Annotated in this window: 15 protein-coding genes and 4 pseudogenes; 18 read left to right on the forward strand and 1 reads right to left on the reverse strand. The window is 43.9% G+C overall.

Annotated elements, in window-relative coordinates:
• Positions 1–307 precede the first annotated feature (307 nt).
• The 18 genes and pseudogenes from DW082_RS04285 to DW082_RS04360 all read left to right on the forward strand — a co-directional run bounded on the left by DW082_RS04285 (position 308) and on the right by DW082_RS04360 (position 16,486).
• Positions 308–1,072 (forward strand): ParA family protein, encoded by a 765-nt coding sequence (locus DW082_RS04285; RefSeq protein WP_055205062.1) that lies wholly within the window; start codon positions 308–310, stop codon positions 1,070–1,072.
• A gap of 10 nt (positions 1,073–1,082) precedes the next feature.
• Entirely contained in the window at positions 1,083–1,961 is an 879-nt protein-coding gene (locus DW082_RS04290; RefSeq protein WP_055205063.1) for a ParB/RepB/Spo0J family partition protein, read from the forward strand.
• A gap of 307 nt (positions 1,962–2,268) precedes the next feature.
• Positions 2,269–2,979: pseudogene (locus tag DW082_RS15420) on the forward strand (DUF5683 domain-containing protein); the annotation flags it as partial.
• 62 nt (positions 2,980–3,041) lie between these two features.
• Positions 3,042–4,334 carry a lytic transglycosylase domain-containing protein gene (locus DW082_RS04300; protein WP_118457526.1) on the forward strand — a complete coding sequence of 431 codons (1,293 nt, stop codon included), beginning with the start codon at positions 3,042–3,044 and terminating at the stop codon, positions 4,332–4,334.
• 2 nt (positions 4,335–4,336) lie between these two features.
• On the forward strand, positions 4,337–5,725 hold the full coding sequence (gene mnmE / locus DW082_RS04305) for a tRNA uridine-5-carboxymethylaminomethyl(34) synthesis GTPase MnmE (protein WP_101572900.1): 1,389 nt from the start codon (positions 4,337–4,339) through the stop codon (positions 5,723–5,725).
• 689 nt (positions 5,726–6,414) lie between these two features.
• Positions 6,415–6,958 (forward strand): annotated as a pseudogene (locus DW082_RS04310) (metallophosphoesterase).
• Between the two features lies 1 nt (position 6,959).
• Positions 6,960–7,736 carry a metallophosphoesterase gene (locus DW082_RS04315; protein ID WP_118457528.1) on the forward strand — a complete coding sequence of 259 codons (777 nt, stop codon included), beginning with the start codon at positions 6,960–6,962 and terminating at the stop codon, positions 7,734–7,736.
• A 3-nt stretch (positions 7,737–7,739) separates the two neighbouring features.
• Complete coding sequence (locus tag DW082_RS04320; RefSeq protein WP_259335501.1) at positions 7,740–9,110, forward strand: hypothetical protein; 1,371 nt, start codon at positions 7,740–7,742, stop codon at positions 9,108–9,110.
• 257 nt (positions 9,111–9,367) lie between these two features.
• Positions 9,368–9,756 (forward strand): annotated as a pseudogene (locus DW082_RS04325) (DUF6577 family protein).
• A 151-nt stretch (positions 9,757–9,907) separates the two neighbouring features.
• The gene (locus DW082_RS04330; RefSeq protein ID WP_101572897.1) at positions 9,908–10,111 is read left to right on the forward strand and encodes a helix-turn-helix domain-containing protein; all 204 of its coding nucleotides are present in this window, start codon (positions 9,908–9,910) and stop codon (positions 10,109–10,111) included.
• Positions 10,112–10,116: 5 nt separating this feature from the next.
• Complete coding sequence (locus DW082_RS04335; RefSeq protein WP_259335502.1) at positions 10,117–12,087, forward strand: N-6 DNA methylase; 1,971 nt, start codon at positions 10,117–10,119, stop codon at positions 12,085–12,087.
• A 256-nt stretch (positions 12,088–12,343) separates the two neighbouring features.
• Complete coding sequence (locus DW082_RS04340) at positions 12,344–13,708, forward strand: restriction endonuclease subunit S (RefSeq protein ID WP_118457530.1); 1,365 nt, start codon at positions 12,344–12,346, stop codon at positions 13,706–13,708.
• A gap of 57 nt (positions 13,709–13,765) precedes the next feature.
• On the forward strand, positions 13,766–14,038 hold the full coding sequence (locus DW082_RS14255; RefSeq protein WP_147386960.1) for a hypothetical protein: 273 nt from the start codon (positions 13,766–13,768) through the stop codon (positions 14,036–14,038).
• A gap of 300 nt (positions 14,039–14,338) precedes the next feature.
• Complete coding sequence (locus DW082_RS04345; RefSeq protein ID WP_118457532.1) at positions 14,339–14,620, forward strand: hypothetical protein; 282 nt, start codon at positions 14,339–14,341, stop codon at positions 14,618–14,620.
• A gap of 167 nt (positions 14,621–14,787) precedes the next feature.
• Positions 14,788–14,955: pseudogene (locus DW082_RS15425) on the forward strand (hypothetical protein); the annotation flags it as partial.
• Between the two features lie 39 nt (positions 14,956–14,994).
• On the forward strand, positions 14,995–15,348 hold the full coding sequence (locus DW082_RS14950) for a hypothetical protein (protein ID WP_259335503.1): 354 nt from the start codon (positions 14,995–14,997) through the stop codon (positions 15,346–15,348).
• Entirely contained in the window at positions 15,327–15,656 is a 330-nt protein-coding gene (locus tag DW082_RS04355) for a hypothetical protein (RefSeq protein ID WP_118457536.1), read from the forward strand. The genes DW082_RS14950 and DW082_RS04355 overlap by 22 nt, the downstream gene beginning before the upstream one ends.
• A 2-nt stretch (positions 15,657–15,658) precedes the next feature.
• Entirely contained in the window at positions 15,659–16,486 is an 828-nt protein-coding gene (locus tag DW082_RS04360; RefSeq protein ID WP_101572887.1) for a GIY-YIG nuclease family protein, read from the forward strand.
• A 53-nt stretch (positions 16,487–16,539) separates the two neighbouring features.
• On the opposite strand, the gene DW082_RS04365 is transcribed toward DW082_RS04360, so the two are convergent.
• Complete coding sequence (locus DW082_RS04365; RefSeq protein ID WP_118457538.1) at positions 16,540–19,788, reverse strand: DEAD/DEAH box helicase family protein; 3,249 nt, start codon at positions 19,786–19,788, stop codon at positions 16,540–16,542.

The raw sequence follows: 19,788 nt of genomic DNA on the forward strand, positions 1-19,788 counted from the left end.
TTCCGGGCCTGCGGGCATCCGCCGTCCGTGTCCGGGCGGCCGTTCAAATCAGCTTCAAAGATAAAACATAAATTTATAAATCCCTATTCCCCGCGCCGTTTCCTGTTGTCCGACCCGTCGTACCGCAGGATATGCCGGCGCCGCGACCGTCGTCGGCCGGCAGTCCGAAAAGTTCGCCGGTCGGGCGGATGTTGCCTCGATTTTGATAAATTTTGCCTATCTTGCACCGGATTTGGGGCCGGATGCGGCTCCGGACGCACGGCAAGGCGTCCGTTGCGGATGTACAATTATTAAAACCAAAAGAAATATGGGCAAAATCGTGGCGTTGGCCAATCAGAAGGGCGGGGTAGGAAAGACGACCACGGCCATCAATCTGGCGGCCAGCATGGCGGTGCTGGGCAAAAAGGTGTTGCTCGTAGACGCCGATCCGCAGGCCAATGCGACTTCGGGGCTGGGGCTCGACATCAACGGGAAGGGGATTTACGACTGCATCACCGGACAGGCGCAGCCGGCGGAGATCATCCTGAAATGTCCGGACGTCAAGAAGCTGGACGTTCTGCCGTCGAGCATCAACCTGGTCGGGGCCGAAACCGAGCTGCTGGAGATCGAAGACGGGCAGCGGAGGCTGAAGGCGATCCTGGAACCGCTCAAACCGCAGTACGACTTTATCCTGATCGACTGTTCGCCGTCGCTCGGGCTGGTGACGCTGAACGCGCTGGTCGCTTCGGACAGCGTGCTGATTCCCGTACAGTGCGAGTATTTCGCGCTGGAAGGGCTCGGTAAACTGCTGAATACAATTAAGATGACCAAAACGAAGCTGAATCCGGGACTGGAGATCGAAGGGTTTCTGCTGACGATGTACGACTCGCGGCTGCGGCTGGCCAACCAAGTGGCCGGCGAAGTGCGGGAGCATTTCGGCGACCTGGCTTTCCGGACGATCATCCAGCGCAACATCCGGCTCAGCGAAGCGCCCAGTTTCGGCAAGCCGGCGCTGTTGTACGACGCTTCGTCGACCGGCAGTATCAATTACCTGAACCTCGCCAAGGAGTTTATTAAGAAAAACAAGAGTTAAGCGATATACGATGAATCCGAAAAACAAGGGCCTGGGCCGGGGCTTGGGCGCAATTTTTGAAATAGAGGGTTCGGCGCTGCCCGAGAAAACGAAGGGAACGGCGTTCGAGGAGATCGAAATCGGACGGATCGTCCCGAACCCGAAGCAGCCGCGCACCCGTTTCAACGAGCAGGCGCTCGACGAGTTGGCCGATTCGATCCGGACGCTGGGCGTGATACAGCCCATTACGGTCAAGAAGGAAGCAGACGGGAGATATATGATTGTCAGCGGAGAACGCCGCTGGAGGGCGTCGCAACTGGCCGACCAGGCGACGATTCCGGCCTACATCCGCGAGGTGGACGACCAGGCGTTGCTGGAGATGGCCATCGTGGAAAATATCCAGCGTCAGGATTTGAACGCGATCGAGGTGGCGCTGAGCCTGCAACGGTTGGTGGACGAATGCCGGCTGACGCAGGATTCGCTGGCGGAACGCGTCGGTAAAAAACGCTCGACGGTAGCCAATTACATGCGGTTGCTGAAACTTCCGGTCGAGGTGCAGTTGGCTCTGCGCGAAGAACTGATCTCGATGGGACATGCCCGTGCGCTGGCCGGGCTCGACGACCCGCAACAACAGATCGCACTGCTCAAAAAGATCGTAAAGAAAGGGTTGTCGGTGCGTCAGGCCGAGGAGCAGGTGCAGAAGATCCGGCAGGAAAAACCCGTCCGGGACGATGCGGACGAGGAGTTCCCCGAGAGCTACGTCCGGCTGGTCGATTACCTGGAGAAGTTTTTTACGCAGGAAATCAGCATCAAAAAGAATAATAAAGGCGGGGGAAAGATCGTTATCGGTTTTGAATCGGATGCGGATATCGAGGCGTTTATCGGCAAATTCAATGAATTTAAGAAGTAACATAGCCGTTTTCGGAAATTTTACGCGGAAGGGCGTTGCGACAATCGTTCTTTCTACGGTGCTGATCGTATCCCAGTCCGGAGTTTCGGCCCAGGAGCCGGGCGTCCGGTACAAGGTGGAGGGGGGCGTCCGCACGTCGTTGACTCCGGCCGCAGCCGACAGCAGCGCGGTCGCGCGGGATTCGATCGTGCGGGAGGCGTCGCCCGTCGAAATCGATACCACGACTACGGCCCGCGAACGTCGCCGGCTGGAGCGCGAGGCCCGGGATACCGTGACGGTGCGTTACAGCAGGCTGTTCCGCGATACCATGCCGATTTCGCGAGTCTGCGCCATTTCGGCGATCGCACCCGGGTTCGGGCAGCTTTATAACAAACAGGCGTGGAAAATTCCGATTCTGTACGGAACGGTCGCTACGACGGCCTATTTCGCCTTCCAGCAAAACAGCAAATACAGGGGTCTCAAACGCCAGTACGATGCGATGAAGCGCGAGAACGCCACGCAGGAAGAGACCGATCCGATCCAGTCGCAGATGATCCGGCACAATACGGCGCGGACGCTGCTGTTCGTCGGAGCTATCGGTTCGTATCTCTATTTTATCGGCGATGCGGCTATCTGCTACAAAGGGCCGGTCAATAGCGTCAAAAAGGCGACTACGCTGTCGACGATTTGTCCTGGCGCCGGCCAGATCTACAATAAAAGTTATTGGAAGATGCCGATCATCCTCGGCGGTATCGCCACGATGGGCTACGTGATCAATTTCAACAACCGCGGGTACGAGCGTTTCAAGCTTGCCTACGATCAGGTTGCCGCCGGCAAACCCGACGAGTTCAACGGTCGTTATACGGCCGACTACCTGCGTAAGCTGAAAAACAATTACCGCCGCAACCGCGACCTTTGCATCATCATCACCGCCGGACTTTACCTGTTGAACATCATCGACGCTCACGTGGATGCCCACATGAAGGATTACGACGTCAGCGACGACCTGTCGATGACGCTCGAACCGACGGTGACGAATTTCTATACGATGCGAACCGGCAATTCGAACGGTTACGGACTCTCCTTTAAACTTCGTTTCTGATGCCGAAATCCCTGACCGCCTTACTGATCCTGACGCTCCTCCCGTTGTTCGCCAAGACCCAGGCGGATCCCAGGGAGCAGCTCAACATCGTCGGTTCTCCGACCGTTTACGACTCGGTCGTCGCAAGTTGGCGGACGGACAATATCAACGAGACGTTCGGGGACTACCTGCGGGACTACATCGAACTCGATACCACGCGCTACCTGCCCGCGGTGTCGACCGTTACCGACAACGTTTGCCGGACGCGGCTCAAAAACATGGTTTCGCCGATCTACCTGCCTTATAACGACATCGTTAAGAAGCATATTGTGGCTTACGCAACGACCCATAAATCGGTGACCCGCCGGATGCTCAGCTACGGAAAGTACTACTTCCCGATGATCGAGCACGAACTGGCCAAAAACGGCCTGCCGCTGGAGCTGAAATTCGTTGCGGTGATCGAATCGGCGCTGAATCCGACGGCCACGTCGCCGAGCGGAGCGGTCGGCCTGTGGCAGTTCATGCTGCAAACCGGTCGGCAGTACGGACTCGAGATATCTTCGATGGTCGACGCCCGGCGCGATCCGGTGCAGGCGACGGCCGCCGCCTGTCGCTATATGAAGGATCTTTACGATATCTACCACGACTGGACGCTCGTGATGGCTTCCTATAATTACGGCCCCGGCAATGTGAATAAGGCGTTGCAGCGGGCCGGGGCCAACGCTTCGACTTACTGGGACATTTATCCTTTCCTGCCGAAAGCGACTCGCGACTATGTTCCCGCGTTCGTAGCGCTCGTCTATCTGTACTATTATCATTCCGATTACGGGGTCGTCCCGTTCGCTTCGCCGCTGCCGTTGGCAACCGATACGGTGATGGTCAGCCGCCGGATCGACTTGAACCGCGTTTCGGAAAAATTGAACTTGCCGTCCGAATTGGTGAAGTTGCTGAATCCGCAGTATAAGCAGGATGTCATTCCGGCTACCGTGAAAAGTTATCCGCTGGTGCTGCCGCAGCAGGAGGTCTGTCGTTTTATCGAGTGCGAGCAGGCGCGTCTTGCGCAGGCCGACACGTTGCCGGCCGATACCGTTTCGGACGGACGACTGACAGCGTCCGCCGCTTCATCGCAACAGGGCGGTTCGAACGGAGACGGTTATTCCGGCCCCGATCCGTTGACCTATAAGGTCAAAAAAGGCGATACGCTCGGAGCCATCGCGCATAAATATAAGGTGACGGTTTCTCAATTGATGAAGTGGAATCAATTGAAAAACAGTAATCTGAAAATCGGACAAACCCTGAAAATCATTCGCTGACGATGATCGAGAACGATACGATAGCCGCCGTTGCCTCCGGGGTTGGGGGAGCCGTTACGCTGATCCGCGTCAGCGGCGGCGGAGCCATTGCCGCCGGCGACCGGATCTTCCGCGGGGTACGCGGCCGGCGGCTGGCCGATGCCCGGGGGTTTACGATCCTTTACGGGACGATCCGCGACGGCGAAACGGTTGTCGACGAAGTGCTGGTTTCGGTATTCCGCGCGCCGCACTCCTATACCGGCGAGGATATGATCGAAGTTTCGTGCCATGCGTCGGCGTATATTCAGCGCGAAGTCATGCGGTTGCTGGTCGAGTCCGGAGTACGGACGGCCCAACCCGGCGAATTTACGCTGCGGGCATTCCTGGCCGGTAAAATGGACCTTTCGCAGGCCGAGGCGGTGGCCGATATGATCGCGGCCGACAACCGGGCAGCCCATGCGCTGGCTTACGAGCAGATGCGCGGCGGTTATTCGGACGAGTTCGGGCAATTGCGCGGCCGGTTGCTCGAACTGGTGTCGCTGGTCGAACTCGAACTTGATTTCGGCGAGGAAGATGTCGAATTCGCCGATCGCACGCAGTTGCTCGACGTGCTGTCGTCTGTCGGGCAGCGGGTGGATCGCCTGATCGCTTCGTTCGGGCTCGGCAACGTATTGAAAAACGGAGTGCCCGTTGCAATCGTCGGGGTTCCGAATGTCGGGAAGTCGACCCTGCTGAATACATTGCTTTGCGAAGAAAAAGCGTTGGTTTCGGATATCGCCGGCACGACGCGCGACGTGATCGAGGATACGCTGAACATCGACGGCGTGACGTTCCGGTTTATCGATACGGCCGGGATTCGCCGTACGGACGATCCGCTCGAGAGTCTGGGGATCGAACGTACGTTCGACCGGATCGGCCGGGCGTCGGTAATTCTGTTGCTGACCGACGCGCGCGACAGCGTGGACGATATCTATGCGCAGTACGCTTCGCTCTCTTTCAAGGCGGGGCAGCGTATCGCACTGATTTTGAATAAGTGCGACTGTCTGCCGGACGAAGAGCTACGGCAGAAAAGGGAACGACTCTCGTCGAAAATCCCGCATCTTGTCCTTCCCCTGTCGGCCAAGCGGCAAATCAACCTGGACGAGCTGACCGATTTTTTGAAACGGAGCGTCGATTCCGAGACCCTAAACGGCGACCGGATCGTGGTTTTCAACAGCCGGCACCATGAAATCCTGCTCCGCGCGCGCGAAGCGTTGCAACGAGCTCGTGAAGGCATCGAATCCGGACTCGCCGGAGACCTGCTGGCGCAAGACATCAGAGAAGTTTTACATTGTATAGGCTTGATTACCGGTGAAATAACGACGGACGATATCCTCGGTTCGATTTTTTCTAAGTTTTGCATCGGGAAATAACATCACGCAACAAATTGATTATAAATATATTACACAGCGGACGATAGAAAGTGAAAGAAGAAGCAATCAAACTTTGATAATATTGATAATCAATACTTTAAATATGCATGAATAATAAAGTATTGATCAAATTTTCCTAATTTTGTCCCCCGTTTGTTCTCTGAACGGATACAAGGGACAAAATTCTGTTCCTCATACAATTTGATAAATATTCCCTGAACATCCTCTTAAATCTCACAGCGATTTTATAGGGCGATTTGAAGAGTTCAATAAAAAACATTTGGAATATTGCAGAATTATTCTGTACATTCGCGCCTCTTTTGAAAATTTACAATGCTGCAAAATAGAATGAACATATTATCTCAAACGACAATTCGAGGCAACAAATGCTTCGGAGTTCGGTCGTATGTTCTTCATGTTTGGAGCATTGAAACGTCTGCAAATTTCATAAATACTTTCCAGCGAACACATATAGGAGATAAGATGCGATAGATGCTCGTATCTTGATCTTAGAATAAACAACAGAGAAGAGTTGGAGAGTCCTTACCGAACTTTCCAACTATTTTGTTTTATGCCCATTGGTGACTGTTTGCTCCGTGCAATTCCTCTCCCGTCATTTCCGTCCAATGAGCGTAAGAACATCCAATTTATTAATTAACCGCACAGCGATGTGCACAAAAGAGAGCAAAATGAATTACAAGTTTGACGGAAGCAAGGTATATTTTACATCGGACACACACTTTTATCATTCGAATATCATTAGCTTTTGCAAGAGGTCATTCAAAAATGTAGAAGATATGAATGAAACACTGATCGAAAATTGGAACCGGGTAGTTAGTCAAGATGATATCGTGTTCCATCTGGGGGATTTTTGTCTGGGAGGATCCCATGAATGGACCAAGATTCTTAACAGACTGAATGGGAAAATCTATCTTGTTCTCGGTAATCATGACATGAAAAATATCAGGCAAGGGTACACCAGCAGATTTGAATTGGCAATCATGCAAATGCACATAGAGGTCGACAAGCAGAAAATCTACCTATACGTGGCAACTGTTCGGACACGTGCATACGAGCAAATATAACACGGGAAAAGACGCTTCACGGCTGGATATGATTTTCCCGACGCAATATGATGTGGGAGTGGATAATAATGACTTTACTCCGGTCTCATTCGCGCAGGTAAAAAGGATAATCCAAAAGCAGGTTGAACAATCGAATAAAAAACAGTAATATGAAAATACAATACATGAGCGATCTGCATTTTGAGTTTCGGGAGAACAGCAGATACATAAAACATAACGAATTCCCGGTAACGGGCGATATACTCGTATTGGCCGGAGATATTTTCTATCTGAAGGACAAAGTCTCCCCTTTATCAAGATTCTGGAAATGGGCATCGGAGAACTACCGACAAGTACTCATTATTCCCGGCAATCACGAGTATTACAATTATTGTGATGTGATGGAACGGGGATTACAATGGCGATGGATGTTCAAAGAGAATGTCGGTTATTATCAAAATCAGGTATTGAGAATAGACGATACCGATTTCATAATGAGCACACTCTGGTCGCATATCGAACCGGCAGACGAATATTTCGTTTGGAAAGGACTTAACGATTTCCGTCAGACCATGTATAAAGGGAAACTGCTCCAAACGGAAGCATATAATCAGATGCATGACTTCTGTTTAGGTCATATCAAAAAAAGTCTTGCCGAAAGTACGGCAAAACACACAGTGGTCGTAACTCACCACCTGCCTACTTTGCAGGTTGTTGCTCCTCAGCATAAAGATTCCGTATTGAACAGTGCCTTTGCCAGTGAATACGGAGACCTGATCGGTAACAGCCGGATCGATGCATGGATTTACGGACATTCGCATACCAATATCGACACAGAAATCGGGAGTACAAAAGTGATTTGCAACCAGATGGGATATGTATTTGAAAACGAGCATATAATCAACGGATTTGATCCGGGTAAATTTTTAACGATTGAAAACGAATGAGATATGGAACGACATAAGATAGAACCACATAAGAAGACAATCTTTACCAAGCATCTTTTCATAGACTTGGCGAAAGAATGCGGATTGAATGCTGCGATATTCGAACAGCTCGGAAGCGGGCGCGATACAGAAATCGTGGTTGATAACGATACATTGAAGATGTTAGTTAAACTTCAGGAGCAATTTGCCCGACTGGAAGAGATGGGTAACGATGAATACAGGGGATTTTATATCGAATTGCCCCGCCCTACTCCGGAAGAATGGGGAGATTGCGAAGCGTCGATTGCAGACGGAGAATATGAGAGCAAGGAAGAATACCTCCGGGATTGGGAATTGTCAAATCCCAGAGAAACGGTATGGTATCATGTCGGCTCCGCCAGATACAAAGAAAAGCGTACCATACAATTCACGGATAGGAAACACTCGTATTTTACTATTGCGAATTATTCTCGATATATAAACCGAGTAGGCAACAATTTTCCCAATGAATGGCAAAGGGATTTCTTGGCAGAGTTGGCCTTATATTTTCATAAGCTAATCGATGCTATCATACAAGACCCGGAGGGGTTCAATGATTATGTAGCGAATCATCTTCCTTACCAGCAGCGAGACGGAAGAATTGCGAGAAAGGAGTTCAACAGAATCGAATCGAGATTTAAAATTGAGGTCGAAGACGAGACGACGGCAATAAAAGCACTGGAGGATTCCGTCTGCAAGAATTTCGGACAGCCGTTAGATACAATGACGATACGTTCGTATTGCAAATACTATCGAATCGCTCATGAAGCCTATGACCGGTATTTTGAAAGGTTTGATACTACACGAAAGATACGTACCCTTCCGAATGGAGTACCATTGGAATTACAAGATGTCGCATATTACAACATGGTTACATTCTGTGATTTGCAGGATAAATACGATCTCGACAGTGAGACGGATTTCAACAAATTCGCCTCGAACCATTATGGGGAACTGGGGTTGTCGCGGCTGAACATACTCGCTTCGAATTTTGACAGTCCCGGATGGAGAATCATTGTTTCCAACAGCTACTCGGCGTATGCGGATGTTGCGGTAGAAGTCGCCACTGCGCTTTACAAGTCTGGCATTCCTTTGGAAATACACGACGCTGGCAAACTTTTGCGAATACTCAAGGAGGAGGATCATGTGAAATTGATTCCGTACACATTCCACGATTACATGGGCCATCATGAAGAAGGGACCGTTTATCAACTTCCATGGGAGTACGAATGTATGGATAGCGAGGAGAATGTTTTATCATTGGAACAATACCATGAAATTATCTCCCTGGCAGAATGGGGAAAAATTAAAGAAATAAGAATCAACAAGAAACGGAATAAAAGACAATTGAGTTGAGTTACGATGTTAAAAATTCAAAATATCGGCACTATTTTGAATTAGTGCCGATATTTGGTTTTATTTGTCCCCGGAAACAGCTATAATATGAATAACGAAACAGTGACATCCATACTAAATTGCTGATACCCATCATAATTTCAGTATAGAGGACTTGTTTGCCCTTCTGCAAAAAAATTGGCATAAACAGGTCTTCCTTGTCATGGTATCTGTTCAAGCTAGTGAATGAAAATAGGCTGGTTAGAACCGGGCGTGGAATGTACGCCGAAGTAATGAAACAGACCTTTGCCCCCAAACCAGTAAAGGAAGTAAAGGAGATTTATGAACTATTACATGCCAATTTCCCATTTGCGAAATTCTGCGTCTACCAAGGAGAGATTATCGCACCTTTGCAACATCATCTTTCATCTAACCGCATCATCTATGCGGAAACGAACAGAGACTCGACAGAAACCGTTTTCAATTTTCTGAAAGGCAAGCAGCGTAATGCTTATCTGCGTCCTGATAAGAAAATGATATACCGATATGTGGATTTGGATAGCCGTGTCTTTTTTGTGAAAATCTTATCTCCGAGGCTCCTTTGCAAAAGGTATCTGGAGTTCCCATGCCCACGCTGGAAAAACTATTGGTGGATATATTAAGGTAAGCTAAAAAGAATCTATTTAATACCTCATGTCGCTATCCATTAATTCTTAGCCTTGGACAATACCCAACAAATGAAAAAGAAATTCGCCTGTTTTTATCTTTTTATCGCATAATATTTTATATCTTCGTAAATAAAAACGGTACAGTATATAATGAACAAACCCATGAACCGAATCAAAGAAGTGCTTGAAGAGAAAGGCATAAAACAGACTTGGTTGGCAGAGAAGCTTGGAAAAAGTTTTTGTATTGTCAATTCATACGTCTGCAATCGCCGACAGCCAAGTTTAGAGGTGCTGTTTGAGATAGCCCAAATACTTCAAATTGATCCCAAAGAATTAATAAAAAGTACAAAATAGTATATATGGAACTCCAGATTAACGGCAACAAAATATTTGCTCCTCTGAAAAATAAAGAGTTGGTTCTAACTCCCGAAGAGAGAGTTCGTCAGGAATACATCTGCCGGCTTGTTAATGTCTATGACTACTCGCTTGATCAAATGGCTCAGGAAGTTCAAGTGAGTAATTCTCATCGTGGGCTGGGTAAAGCTCGAGCCGATATTGTAATATGGAAGTCTTCATCAGATAAGAAGGATGACGCTTCTGCTATAATCGTTATAGAGTGCAAAGCCGAGCATATTACAATTCAAGAAGAGGATTATTATCAGGGATATAACTATGCATCTTGGGCTGGAGCGGATTTCTTTGTTACCACCAACCTGAAGGAGACTCGTATATTCAAGGTCGTTAAAGGAAAAATTCCAAAACGGCTTGAAGAGATTGTTGATATCCCCAAAGCCGAAGATCTGACCAATGCAAAAAAGATCAGGGAATTATTAAGTCAGACCAAAGCGTTTACGCGCGATGAATTCAGTAGGCTGCTTTTTAAATGCCATAATATCATACGAAACAACGACAAGTTGTCGCCGGAAGCAGCGTTTGATGAAATCAGCAAGGTCCTCTTCATTAAAATCCGATATGAACGAGATAATACCGGTACTCAGATTTTTTCAAAAGAGGAATTTACGAAACTACGAGAAGCCTACGACAAGACAAAGTCCAAACAAAGTCTGCCTTTTTATCAGCAATTATTCGAGCGTACAAAGGAGGACTATGCAAAAGATGGTCTATTCGAATCCAATGATACGATAAAGATTAAAGAGGCAAGTTTTGAGGCAATAGTTAAAGAACTCGAAGTGTACAATCTCTCCCGTACGGCAGATGATGTGAAAGGTATTGCCTTCGAGAAATTCTTAGGGAAAACCTTTCGCGGAGAGCTGGGCCAATTCTTTACGCCTCGCACCATTGTCGATTTCATGGTAGCATTACTTGACCCTGAGGAAGGTGAAATCATCTGCGACCCCTGTTGTGGTAGCGGAGGGTTCTTAATCAAGACCTTCGAGTATGTGCGCGAGAAAATTGAAAAAGACATACAAAAAGTTAAAGAGCAGATCAAAGCCCAGCTTTTCAATGAAAGCTATGAGACTCTGAGCGAAAAACAGAAATCAGCTATTGATGAACAGGTCAATGCCTATTTTGCTGCCCTTAACAAGGAACTTGATACCGGTAATTCAAACAGCCGTTTACAGAATCTATCCAGCAACTGTATCTATGGTACGGACGCCAATCCACGCATGGCACGAACCGCAAAGATGAATATGATTATGCATGGAGATGGACACGGAGGCGTTTATCACCACGACGGATTGTTAAATGTCAATGGTGTTTTTGAAAATCGTTTCGATGTGATTCTCACCAATCCGCCATTTGGTTCTCGCGTAGAAAAATCGCTGGAAATAACAGAAACTGATGTGGAAACCGATGTGCAGAAGATTGCCGCATACGAGAAGAAATATGGTAAAGAGGTATATCAACAGGCCAGGAGCCAGATCAATGACCACATAGGGGATTCTGTACTGGATTTATATACGGTTGGCAAACTTAGCGGGCTGACCGAAGTATTATTTATCGAACGTTGTATCCGCTTGCTTAAGCCGGGTGGACGTTTGGGCATTGTCTTGCCGGAAGGAGTTCTCAATAACACTAATTTGCAAGCTGTACGCGAACTTTTCGAGGAAATGGCCAAAATAATTTTAATCACCTCTATCCCGCAAGACGTATTCATGGCCTCTGGGGCTACGGTAAAACCCAGCTTACTATTCTTCAAAAAGTTTACGACCGAAGAGCGGGCCCAGTTCGATGCAATTAAACAGGCGGCGACCGAAGAGGTAGGCTCCAAGTATCAATCGCAACTTGATAAGATTGATTCATCCTGGCGGAACGGGGTAATTCTGCAGAGGAAAAGAAAGCAAAGAGGGCTGAAAGGCGTGCGTTAGAGACGAAAATTGCAGCCGAAATATGGGCGATCGTTAAAGAAAAATTTGATTATACTATCCCCATCGCCCAAGTAGAAAAAGCAGGCATTACGACAACCGGTGCCGAATGCGAGAATCAATTAATCGATTTGCTCGAAGAGTTTACGCCTTATCGCAAGAAGCATCATATGTGGGCCTCAAATGAGTTGAAATTTCACTATGAGATAGTCGATAATAAAGTCGTTCGAACCGATCAAGATGGCAATACGAAGGAGTTATGTTAAAGAGTAAAAGCACATACAAGTATTTGGATTTTGTAAAGTTATCGCAACTTTACAACTGGAGTGTGCAGTATCTGAATGACTCCAAAATCCGATTCACCACCAAATACCCGCTGGTTCAGATTAAAGAGTTCCTGACCCGTAATAAAACAGCTATTGAAATACAGGACGATGTATATTACAAGCGTGCCACCATTAAGGTACGCAACGGTGGAATCTTTCTGCGAGATACAGTTATAGGGAGTAAAATTGGCACAAAAAATCAATTCGTGATTTCCAAGGGACAATTCCTGTTGTCCAAGATAGATGCTCGTAACGGTGCATTTGGCGTTGTCCCAGAGGAGTTAGATGGAGGAATCATAACAGGTAATTTCTGGACTTTTGATGTAGATTATTCAAAAGTAAACCCACATTATTTAGCATTACTCACGACAACGAATGAGTTTATTGAATTCTGCGAACAAGCAAGTAATGGTACGACCAATCGCCACTATTTGCAGGAACCTCTGTTTTTAGATATAAAGGTTCCTCTTCCCTCACTAGCAGAACAAAATAAGTTGGTGGAGGAGTATAATGCTATAATTGAAGAAGGGAATAAAATAGACATCCAAATTGAATCAATTCGACAAAAAATACAATCGTATTTATTAAATGCCATCGGCATAAAAGATAGTAATAACCTTGAGAATAATAAGACTGCAGAATGTCAATATAAATACCTGAAATTCACAAATTTATCCGACATAAACAGATGGGATTATTGGAACCAGGAGCAGTCAATAACAACCTTGCTCCATACTACAAAATACCCCATAGTTACGCTTGGATCTTATAATCTAATACATAGAAAATGGGTGCGAGACTCTAATACTTTCAGATATGTGGAAATAGGAAGTGTCGAACCCTTGCGTGGTATTGTCAATGCAGAAGAGCTTAGTACGGATAAAGCGCCAAGCAGAGCTACTCAAATTATAAAAGAAGGAGATCTGATTATCGGTACGACGCGACCATACTTGAAGAAATTTGCAATAGTTCCTTCTGAATATGATAGTTGTGTTTGTTCGTCAGGTTTTCAGGTAATCGCAGCTAACAAGAATTACAATCTGAATTTCCTGTATGAGTATTTGCATACATATTTGGCAATAAATCAATTTGAATTTTATATGACCGGAGCCCTATATCCGGCGATAACAAACAAAGATTTAAAAAAAGTATTAGTACCATTCCCTCCTTTAGAAATTCAGAATGATATAGTACAGTATATTCAGGTTCTGAAAGAAAAGGTACAATCACTAATACAGCAGGCTAGTATAGCCCACACAACCGCAAAAAAAAGATTTGAGACCCAAATATTTAAATAATATGACACGTGACGAATTGAATAATATTGCAAATCAGGTTCAAAAACGAAACGGCCTGTGCCAATAACTAAACGCGAATTAATTAATTCTCTCGGATGTGAAAAACGCACTACAGGAAATATTGCATACATTAATTCATGGCTTGATAAATATAATTTAGTCACAGTCCCCAATTATGCTGATGGATATATAGACGATGTTACAGAATTGAAGTTTAAATATTCCATTAAACCAGATAGGTTCCAATTATATTCTCTTAATATAGGAGAATATAAAACCTACATCAATTATGTATTGATTTTAAATCAACTGACAAATACTGCTGCCTAATCGGGTTAAATGGGTCCGGAAAAAGTAATGTTTTAGAGGTCATAAGTGCCATTTTTTATAGTCTGTACCATATTGCCACCTTGGTAAGATGGGCTCAGAAAATACCCATGTCCATTTAAATATCGAATTAGCTATATCAATGATAATGAATTTTATGAGATCATTGATGGTAGATTAAAAAATGGGAATAAAGTAACATTAGATATTTTACCCAAAAATATCCTTGCTTCATATAGTGGGGAAGATACAAGGTTATGGAAAACATATTATAAGCCTATATATGAAAAGTATTGCAGCAAAATGACTGCTACCCAGGGATTTATTCCTCCATTTATGTTTTATATAAGTCGGCATGAATGGGATATTTCTCTATTAACACTGCTGTATTCTGAGGATATTGACGTTGTTAAGTTTGTTGCAGGAATAACAAAAGGTGCTGAATGCAAAATATCTTTTGAGTATAATAATACCAATATAAAGAAGTGGGACGGAACAGAAATCGAAGGTTTTATAGAAAAATTAAAAGAAAAGTCTACTTATAATATCGAATCGTTTAGGGCGACAATAAAAGTCTACTTATAATATCGAATCGTTTAGGGCGACAATAAATGAAATTAATTTTATTGATCAGCTAGTACTCTTATTTTACTGTCTATATAAATGCCGAACAGAAAGTGATAATCAAATTATACAAAGAAATAAACATTGAAATTTATAAATAAGGGAAACATTGAGGTCTCAGCGAAGGAGAAAAAAAGTTAATCAATGCTAATACCATAATTCATATTCTTTCTGCTCCTAATAGTTTGTGTCTTTTTGATGAGCCTGATTCACACATTCATATTGCAAGAAAAGATGAATTAAAAGAATTGATTAATACAGAGAACCGCTATAGTATAGTTACAACCCACTCTCCCGTATTTGTGAATTGTCTTTGCGATGAAAATATTCGGTATTTGAAAGATGGCAAGATTGAAGATCTGGAGAGGAGCAAAAAATTATCACTTTTATCTGGCGGAGGCATTTCCATTTTTGAAGGTTCTTTAATATTAGGGACAAAAAAAATTCTAGTTGTCGAAGGCCCCTATGATAAAAAATACCTTGAAAAGGCTATTTCAATTTTTGCAAAAAGAAATTCTAAATATAAAGCTCTTAAACAAATTGCTATTATCCCAGCCGGAAGCGCAGGAAACGCAAAAACAATGTATGATGATGTTTTATCTAAACAAGTTGACGGATTAGAACTAATAGCTTTCCTATTCGATTATGATAAAGGAGGATTGGAGGGGTGGAAAATATTGGCAATATAAAATCTGAGAAAGTAATTCCCATATTTTATCAGGACAATTATGCAAAAGAATACGAAACCAGTATAAAAAATATAGCAGATAAAGATTCGTATATGGTCGAAGATTTATTTTCACCGGAATCATATAAAGAAAAAGTCGAATATATTCATAAAAAGAATACACATAAAGAGTTCCGGTGCAATGACCAAGGTAAAACGACGGAAGCAATAAAAAAGCATATTGAGAACCATTACTCTCAATTTAAAGACGAATGGTTTGATGGATTCAAACCTGTATTGGATCAATTAATTAGTATTTTTAAATTATAGCCATGGGCAAAACAGTAACTACATATTTGATTGACGGAGATCCAAAGGGGACGCAGTATGCATTTATCAGCAACAAGATTTGTCAGATGTTTGTGATTCCGCGTTCGAACCTGGCCTATCTGAACGAGCAGGAGAAACTGCACAAGCCGGCGTTTTATATCCTGATTGGAGAAGATGAGACGACAAAACCGCAAGCCTATATCGGAGAGACCGAGAATTTTAAGGAACGGGTAAAAGACCACGACAGCAAAAAAGCATTTTGGCAAAAAGCACTTGTCTTTGTCTCGAAAGACGAAGATATGACCAAAGCCGACGTGCAATATCTGGAATATCGTGCGATTGCTGAGGCCAAGCGGTCGAACTCGTTCGTGCTAAACGAAAACAAACAGGTTCCCAAAGCGCCGAATCTTCCCGAGCATCAGCGGGATGCTATGGATGAATTTTTTGACGACATTAAGTTCCTTGCGTTATTCATTGGTTGTGGCATCTTTGAAATATCTCAGCCCAAGGAAGAACATCTGTTCTATACAAAGGCCAGAGGCTGTAATGCAAAAGGATTTTATAATTCCGCAGGGTTTACAGTATTAAAGGGCAGCATTGTAGCCAATAATTGTGTCCCCTCTTTTACATGGAAAGCAAAGAGGGAAAGAATGGTCGAAGAATATGCGACTTTGAATAACGGCATTTGGACGATGGACTCGGACAAGACCTTCTCCAGTCCCAGTACCGCCGCCGATTTCTGCACAGGTCGGCCATCCAATGGATGGAACGAATGGAAAGATAAGGATGGGAATACATTGGATTTGGTATATAGAAAGCAGTTGGAATAAAATAATTACCTTCTTGTAGGATGAGCAATCTACTATATATTTATTGATTAACTTTACAAAAAGCATATTTTATTTATCATACTGATAACACATTGGTCATCATCAAGAGTATAGACATTGTGTGCCTCTCTTGTGGTTTTATCCCAATGCCACCATTCATGCAAATCTGCTGATTTTGTTGCAGACATAATAAATGAATTGAGAACAATCTGCTTATCACCTGCTGTCGGTGCTAACTGCTTTTCCAAATCCTTGATTGTTTTGTAAAATTCAATCTTAGGGTCATCAGGCATAATACGAAGCAAACCTTTCGGGTCGACAAATGTGATATATTGCTTTTCAGGTGTGTCTATCCATAAGATATAATCAGGATAGAAATTACCTGCAACAAAGAATCCCATACCCACCTTACTTTTATTTCTTAGAAGATAAAGAGATTTGTTTTCAAGTACATCACCATTATTCTCTGTAAATTCCTTCAGATAATCAACAAACAGCTTTTCATCTTCATTCAAACTGACAGGGGTAATCTGTATATTGGTATTTCCCTTTTTCAAGCACACCAATGGCGCATACAAGTGAGAACGGAAATCGAACAGACACAGATTTTTGTTGAAGTCAAACTTCTTTTCGTATTCGTTCAATCCATTATTATCTGTAAGAATAGATTTTATATCTTCAATGAATTTATCCAATTCTTCACCAGTGGTATCTAAGCTATTTTGTGGTGTAACGGTGAAGGTATATTCATCTACAAAATTATTGTCAGTAGCCGAGATTTCTTGGAATTCAAGCAATGGTGCTTCCCATCTTTCTTGCTCGAATTTGCAGAATTTGTCCATATAAGACTTTAATGCCATAATCGCATAATCTGTGGCATACTCAATTTTGCGAATTGAATCTATTTCAAGTTGCTTTTCTGGAATAATTAGTTCATACCAACCATCTGTTTCAAGAATAGGTTTCAGCTTGTTTCTATCAATGCTGATATTGAAATAAGACTTCTCATTCTTGTATTGCTGAATCTCATCAAAAATGCGATAATAATCAAGCAAGGCAAGTGTTGACGCTGGAATCGTGAATCTTGTATCAATCATCTGAATATTCATTTTTAATGAGCCTGATGATTCAATGGATTGAATCTTGCTTCGGCAATCTAGTACCGACTTGTTACGAACAAGGTATCGCATGAAGTCTTCTTTGGGTACATCGAGCACCATACGTCGTGCTTGCTTCTTGAAATTCTTCCCGTCCTTTACTTTTATGACACGGAGTTTCTTTGTCTTCACTTCATCATAACGGTTGACTACCGGCAGAGTCACTTCGATAATATCATCATTGGTTGGAGCGCCTTCCTGTTCAAGGAATTTCTTGAAATCCTCCATATATTGCGCCTTCACACCGAAAATGGTAAGTGTTTCTACGCAATTCATATATCGCAAAGGCTTTACTGAGGTATCGTCAAGGCATGTAGACCTTTTTAGCATTCCTTTATATCCTTTCAAACGAACACCACGACCAAACAACTGAATTGCCTGCGAACCTTCACCTTTGGCAAAATTTATCAATCCCATTGTAGACACACGCCAGCTGTTCCATCCTTCGGTAAACTTTCGTGAACCGATAAGTATTCTAACCTTTGATTCTTTATCGTTGATGCTACTGAATAATGAAGTAGAAACGAATTCTTCGCTTCTGCTTACTATTCCCTTTGCTTCACAAGCCTTAATAAGATTAGCTGTATCTCCAATGTTTATCACACCAAAATAATCACCATATTCGCCAATCTTCATTGCAATTTCGCCTTGCACTTGCTTTATGGCTTCAATGTGCAATCGTGGAGCATCGGCAACAGTGTCGGTATTGAATATCAGATGAAGCATATCTTCATATAGCACTTGCGCTGATGGTAATTGGCCATACACATCTATTAGCGCATTGAAATCGTGTGAAAATAGATCACGTCCATATTTATCGGCAAGACCTGTTTCTTCTGACTTCACTTGCTCTATACAACGGATGCTTTCTTGTTTGTTACGAACAAATCTGTCGATAAAACATAACACTTCCTGAACATCACTTAACTCATCTTTTGATGTTGATGCCGTTACACGGTTTCCAACAAACACTAATAATGGATTCTCTATATTGAAAGGAATCAGTTCGGTTCGTTTTTCAATAGAATACTTCACTTGTTGGAAGAAGGAAAGCAAACAACCTATCAAATACAAATGACGGTGATTATCATCAATACCTGCTCTGAGGTTATAGATACGATAATCTTTTCCATAGCCATCGCCATAGAAATATTTGTATGAGTAGTCCATTATTATAGACTTGCCATATTCCGCTACCATCTGCCTGTCTTCCTTTTTTGAAGATGTGGCATTCAGTGCTTGTTTAAATGTAGCTGAGTACTCAAAGGCAAAACCTTCTTCGCTTAAGCGTGTACGATAGTCGTACCAAACACCGTCTGTTGAAGACATGCCACGATGGGCTTCATCCACAAGAACAAGGTTATTGCGTTCAAAGCTGTCTACCGATACGGTTTTCACTTTGCCTTCTTCCTTGAGTTTGTTCATATCAATGATGGCAATACCTTCATTTTGTCCGCTAGACATACCGCCACCATCTTTGTTGAAGATAGTGGCTTTAATTCCAGAAAGAGTAAGTTCATTTAAATGTTGTTTACTCATTCCTTCATTTGGCGAAAGCACAATAATTTTATTGATAGCGATACCGCCGTTTATTCGTTTTGCTCGCTTCAAATAGAATATAAATTGCTTTATGTTGATGTGCATTAAAAGTGTCTTACCACTACCTGTAGCACACATATACGCTAACTTGTTCATTGAGCTAATGGTATATGGTTCCATCGCAAGAGCACCCAATGTTCTTGCGTTTTCGCTATCAATGAATTCGTTAAGCGACTTGCAGAAGGCTGATCTGTCTGCAAAGTAGTTGTCGAGATACATCTCAGTGAATAACAGGGAGATGTATTGAAAATACTTCAGGCTGATTCCACCACGGTTTTCTCCAATTTCTTTTGTATACCGACAGATTCTCTCATCGTATTCTCGCAACTTGTCTGTTGTGATACTACAATGTTTCATCTTTGCTATCTGTGCTATGTAGTGATGAAAATGAGTATTGCCATTTTCATCCAATCCTTCATATTCAATGCTGTTGAGCTTGTTACCCAAACTTTTCAGTTCGGTGGTGCCTATCTCACCAAGAAAGTAACGGAATAAAACCAAATAGGTTTCAAAGCTGACTGATGGTGAACTTTTCTTTTTTGCCAT

Source organism: Alistipes sp. AF48-12 (assembly GCF_003477565.1).
GTDB classification, from domain to species: Bacteria; Bacteroidota; Bacteroidia; order Bacteroidales; family Rikenellaceae; genus Alistipes_A; species Alistipes_A hominis.

Coding starts and splice junctions, on each gene's coding strand:
- DW082_RS04360 (WP_101572887.1), top strand. CDS start 15,659: ATGGGCAAAACAGTAACTACATATTTGATTGACGGAGATCCAAAGGGG.
- DW082_RS04300 (WP_118457526.1), top strand. CDS start 3,042: ATGCCGAAATCCCTGACCGCCTTACTGATCCTGACGCTCCTCCCGTTG.
- DW082_RS04330 (WP_101572897.1), top strand. CDS start 9,908: ATGAACAAACCCATGAACCGAATCAAAGAAGTGCTTGAAGAGAAAGGC.
- mnmE (WP_101572900.1), top strand. CDS start 4,337: ATGATCGAGAACGATACGATAGCCGCCGTTGCCTCCGGGGTTGGGGGA.
- DW082_RS04335 (WP_259335502.1), top strand. CDS start 10,117: ATGGAACTCCAGATTAACGGCAACAAAATATTTGCTCCTCTGAAAAAT.
- DW082_RS04345 (WP_118457532.1), top strand. CDS start 14,339: ATGACTGCTACCCAGGGATTTATTCCTCCATTTATGTTTTATATAAGT.
- DW082_RS04285 (WP_055205062.1), top strand. CDS start 308: ATGGGCAAAATCGTGGCGTTGGCCAATCAGAAGGGCGGGGTAGGAAAG.
- DW082_RS04290 (WP_055205063.1), top strand. CDS start 1,083: ATGAATCCGAAAAACAAGGGCCTGGGCCGGGGCTTGGGCGCAATTTTT.
- DW082_RS04320 (WP_259335501.1), top strand. CDS start 7,740: ATGGAACGACATAAGATAGAACCACATAAGAAGACAATCTTTACCAAG.
- DW082_RS04365 (WP_118457538.1), bottom strand. CDS start 19,788: ATGGCAAAAAAGAAAAGTTCACCATCAGTCAGCTTTGAAACCTATTTG.
- DW082_RS04340 (WP_118457530.1), top strand. CDS start 12,344: ATGTTAAAGAGTAAAAGCACATACAAGTATTTGGATTTTGTAAAGTTA.
- DW082_RS04315 (WP_118457528.1), top strand. CDS start 6,960: ATGAAAATACAATACATGAGCGATCTGCATTTTGAGTTTCGGGAGAAC.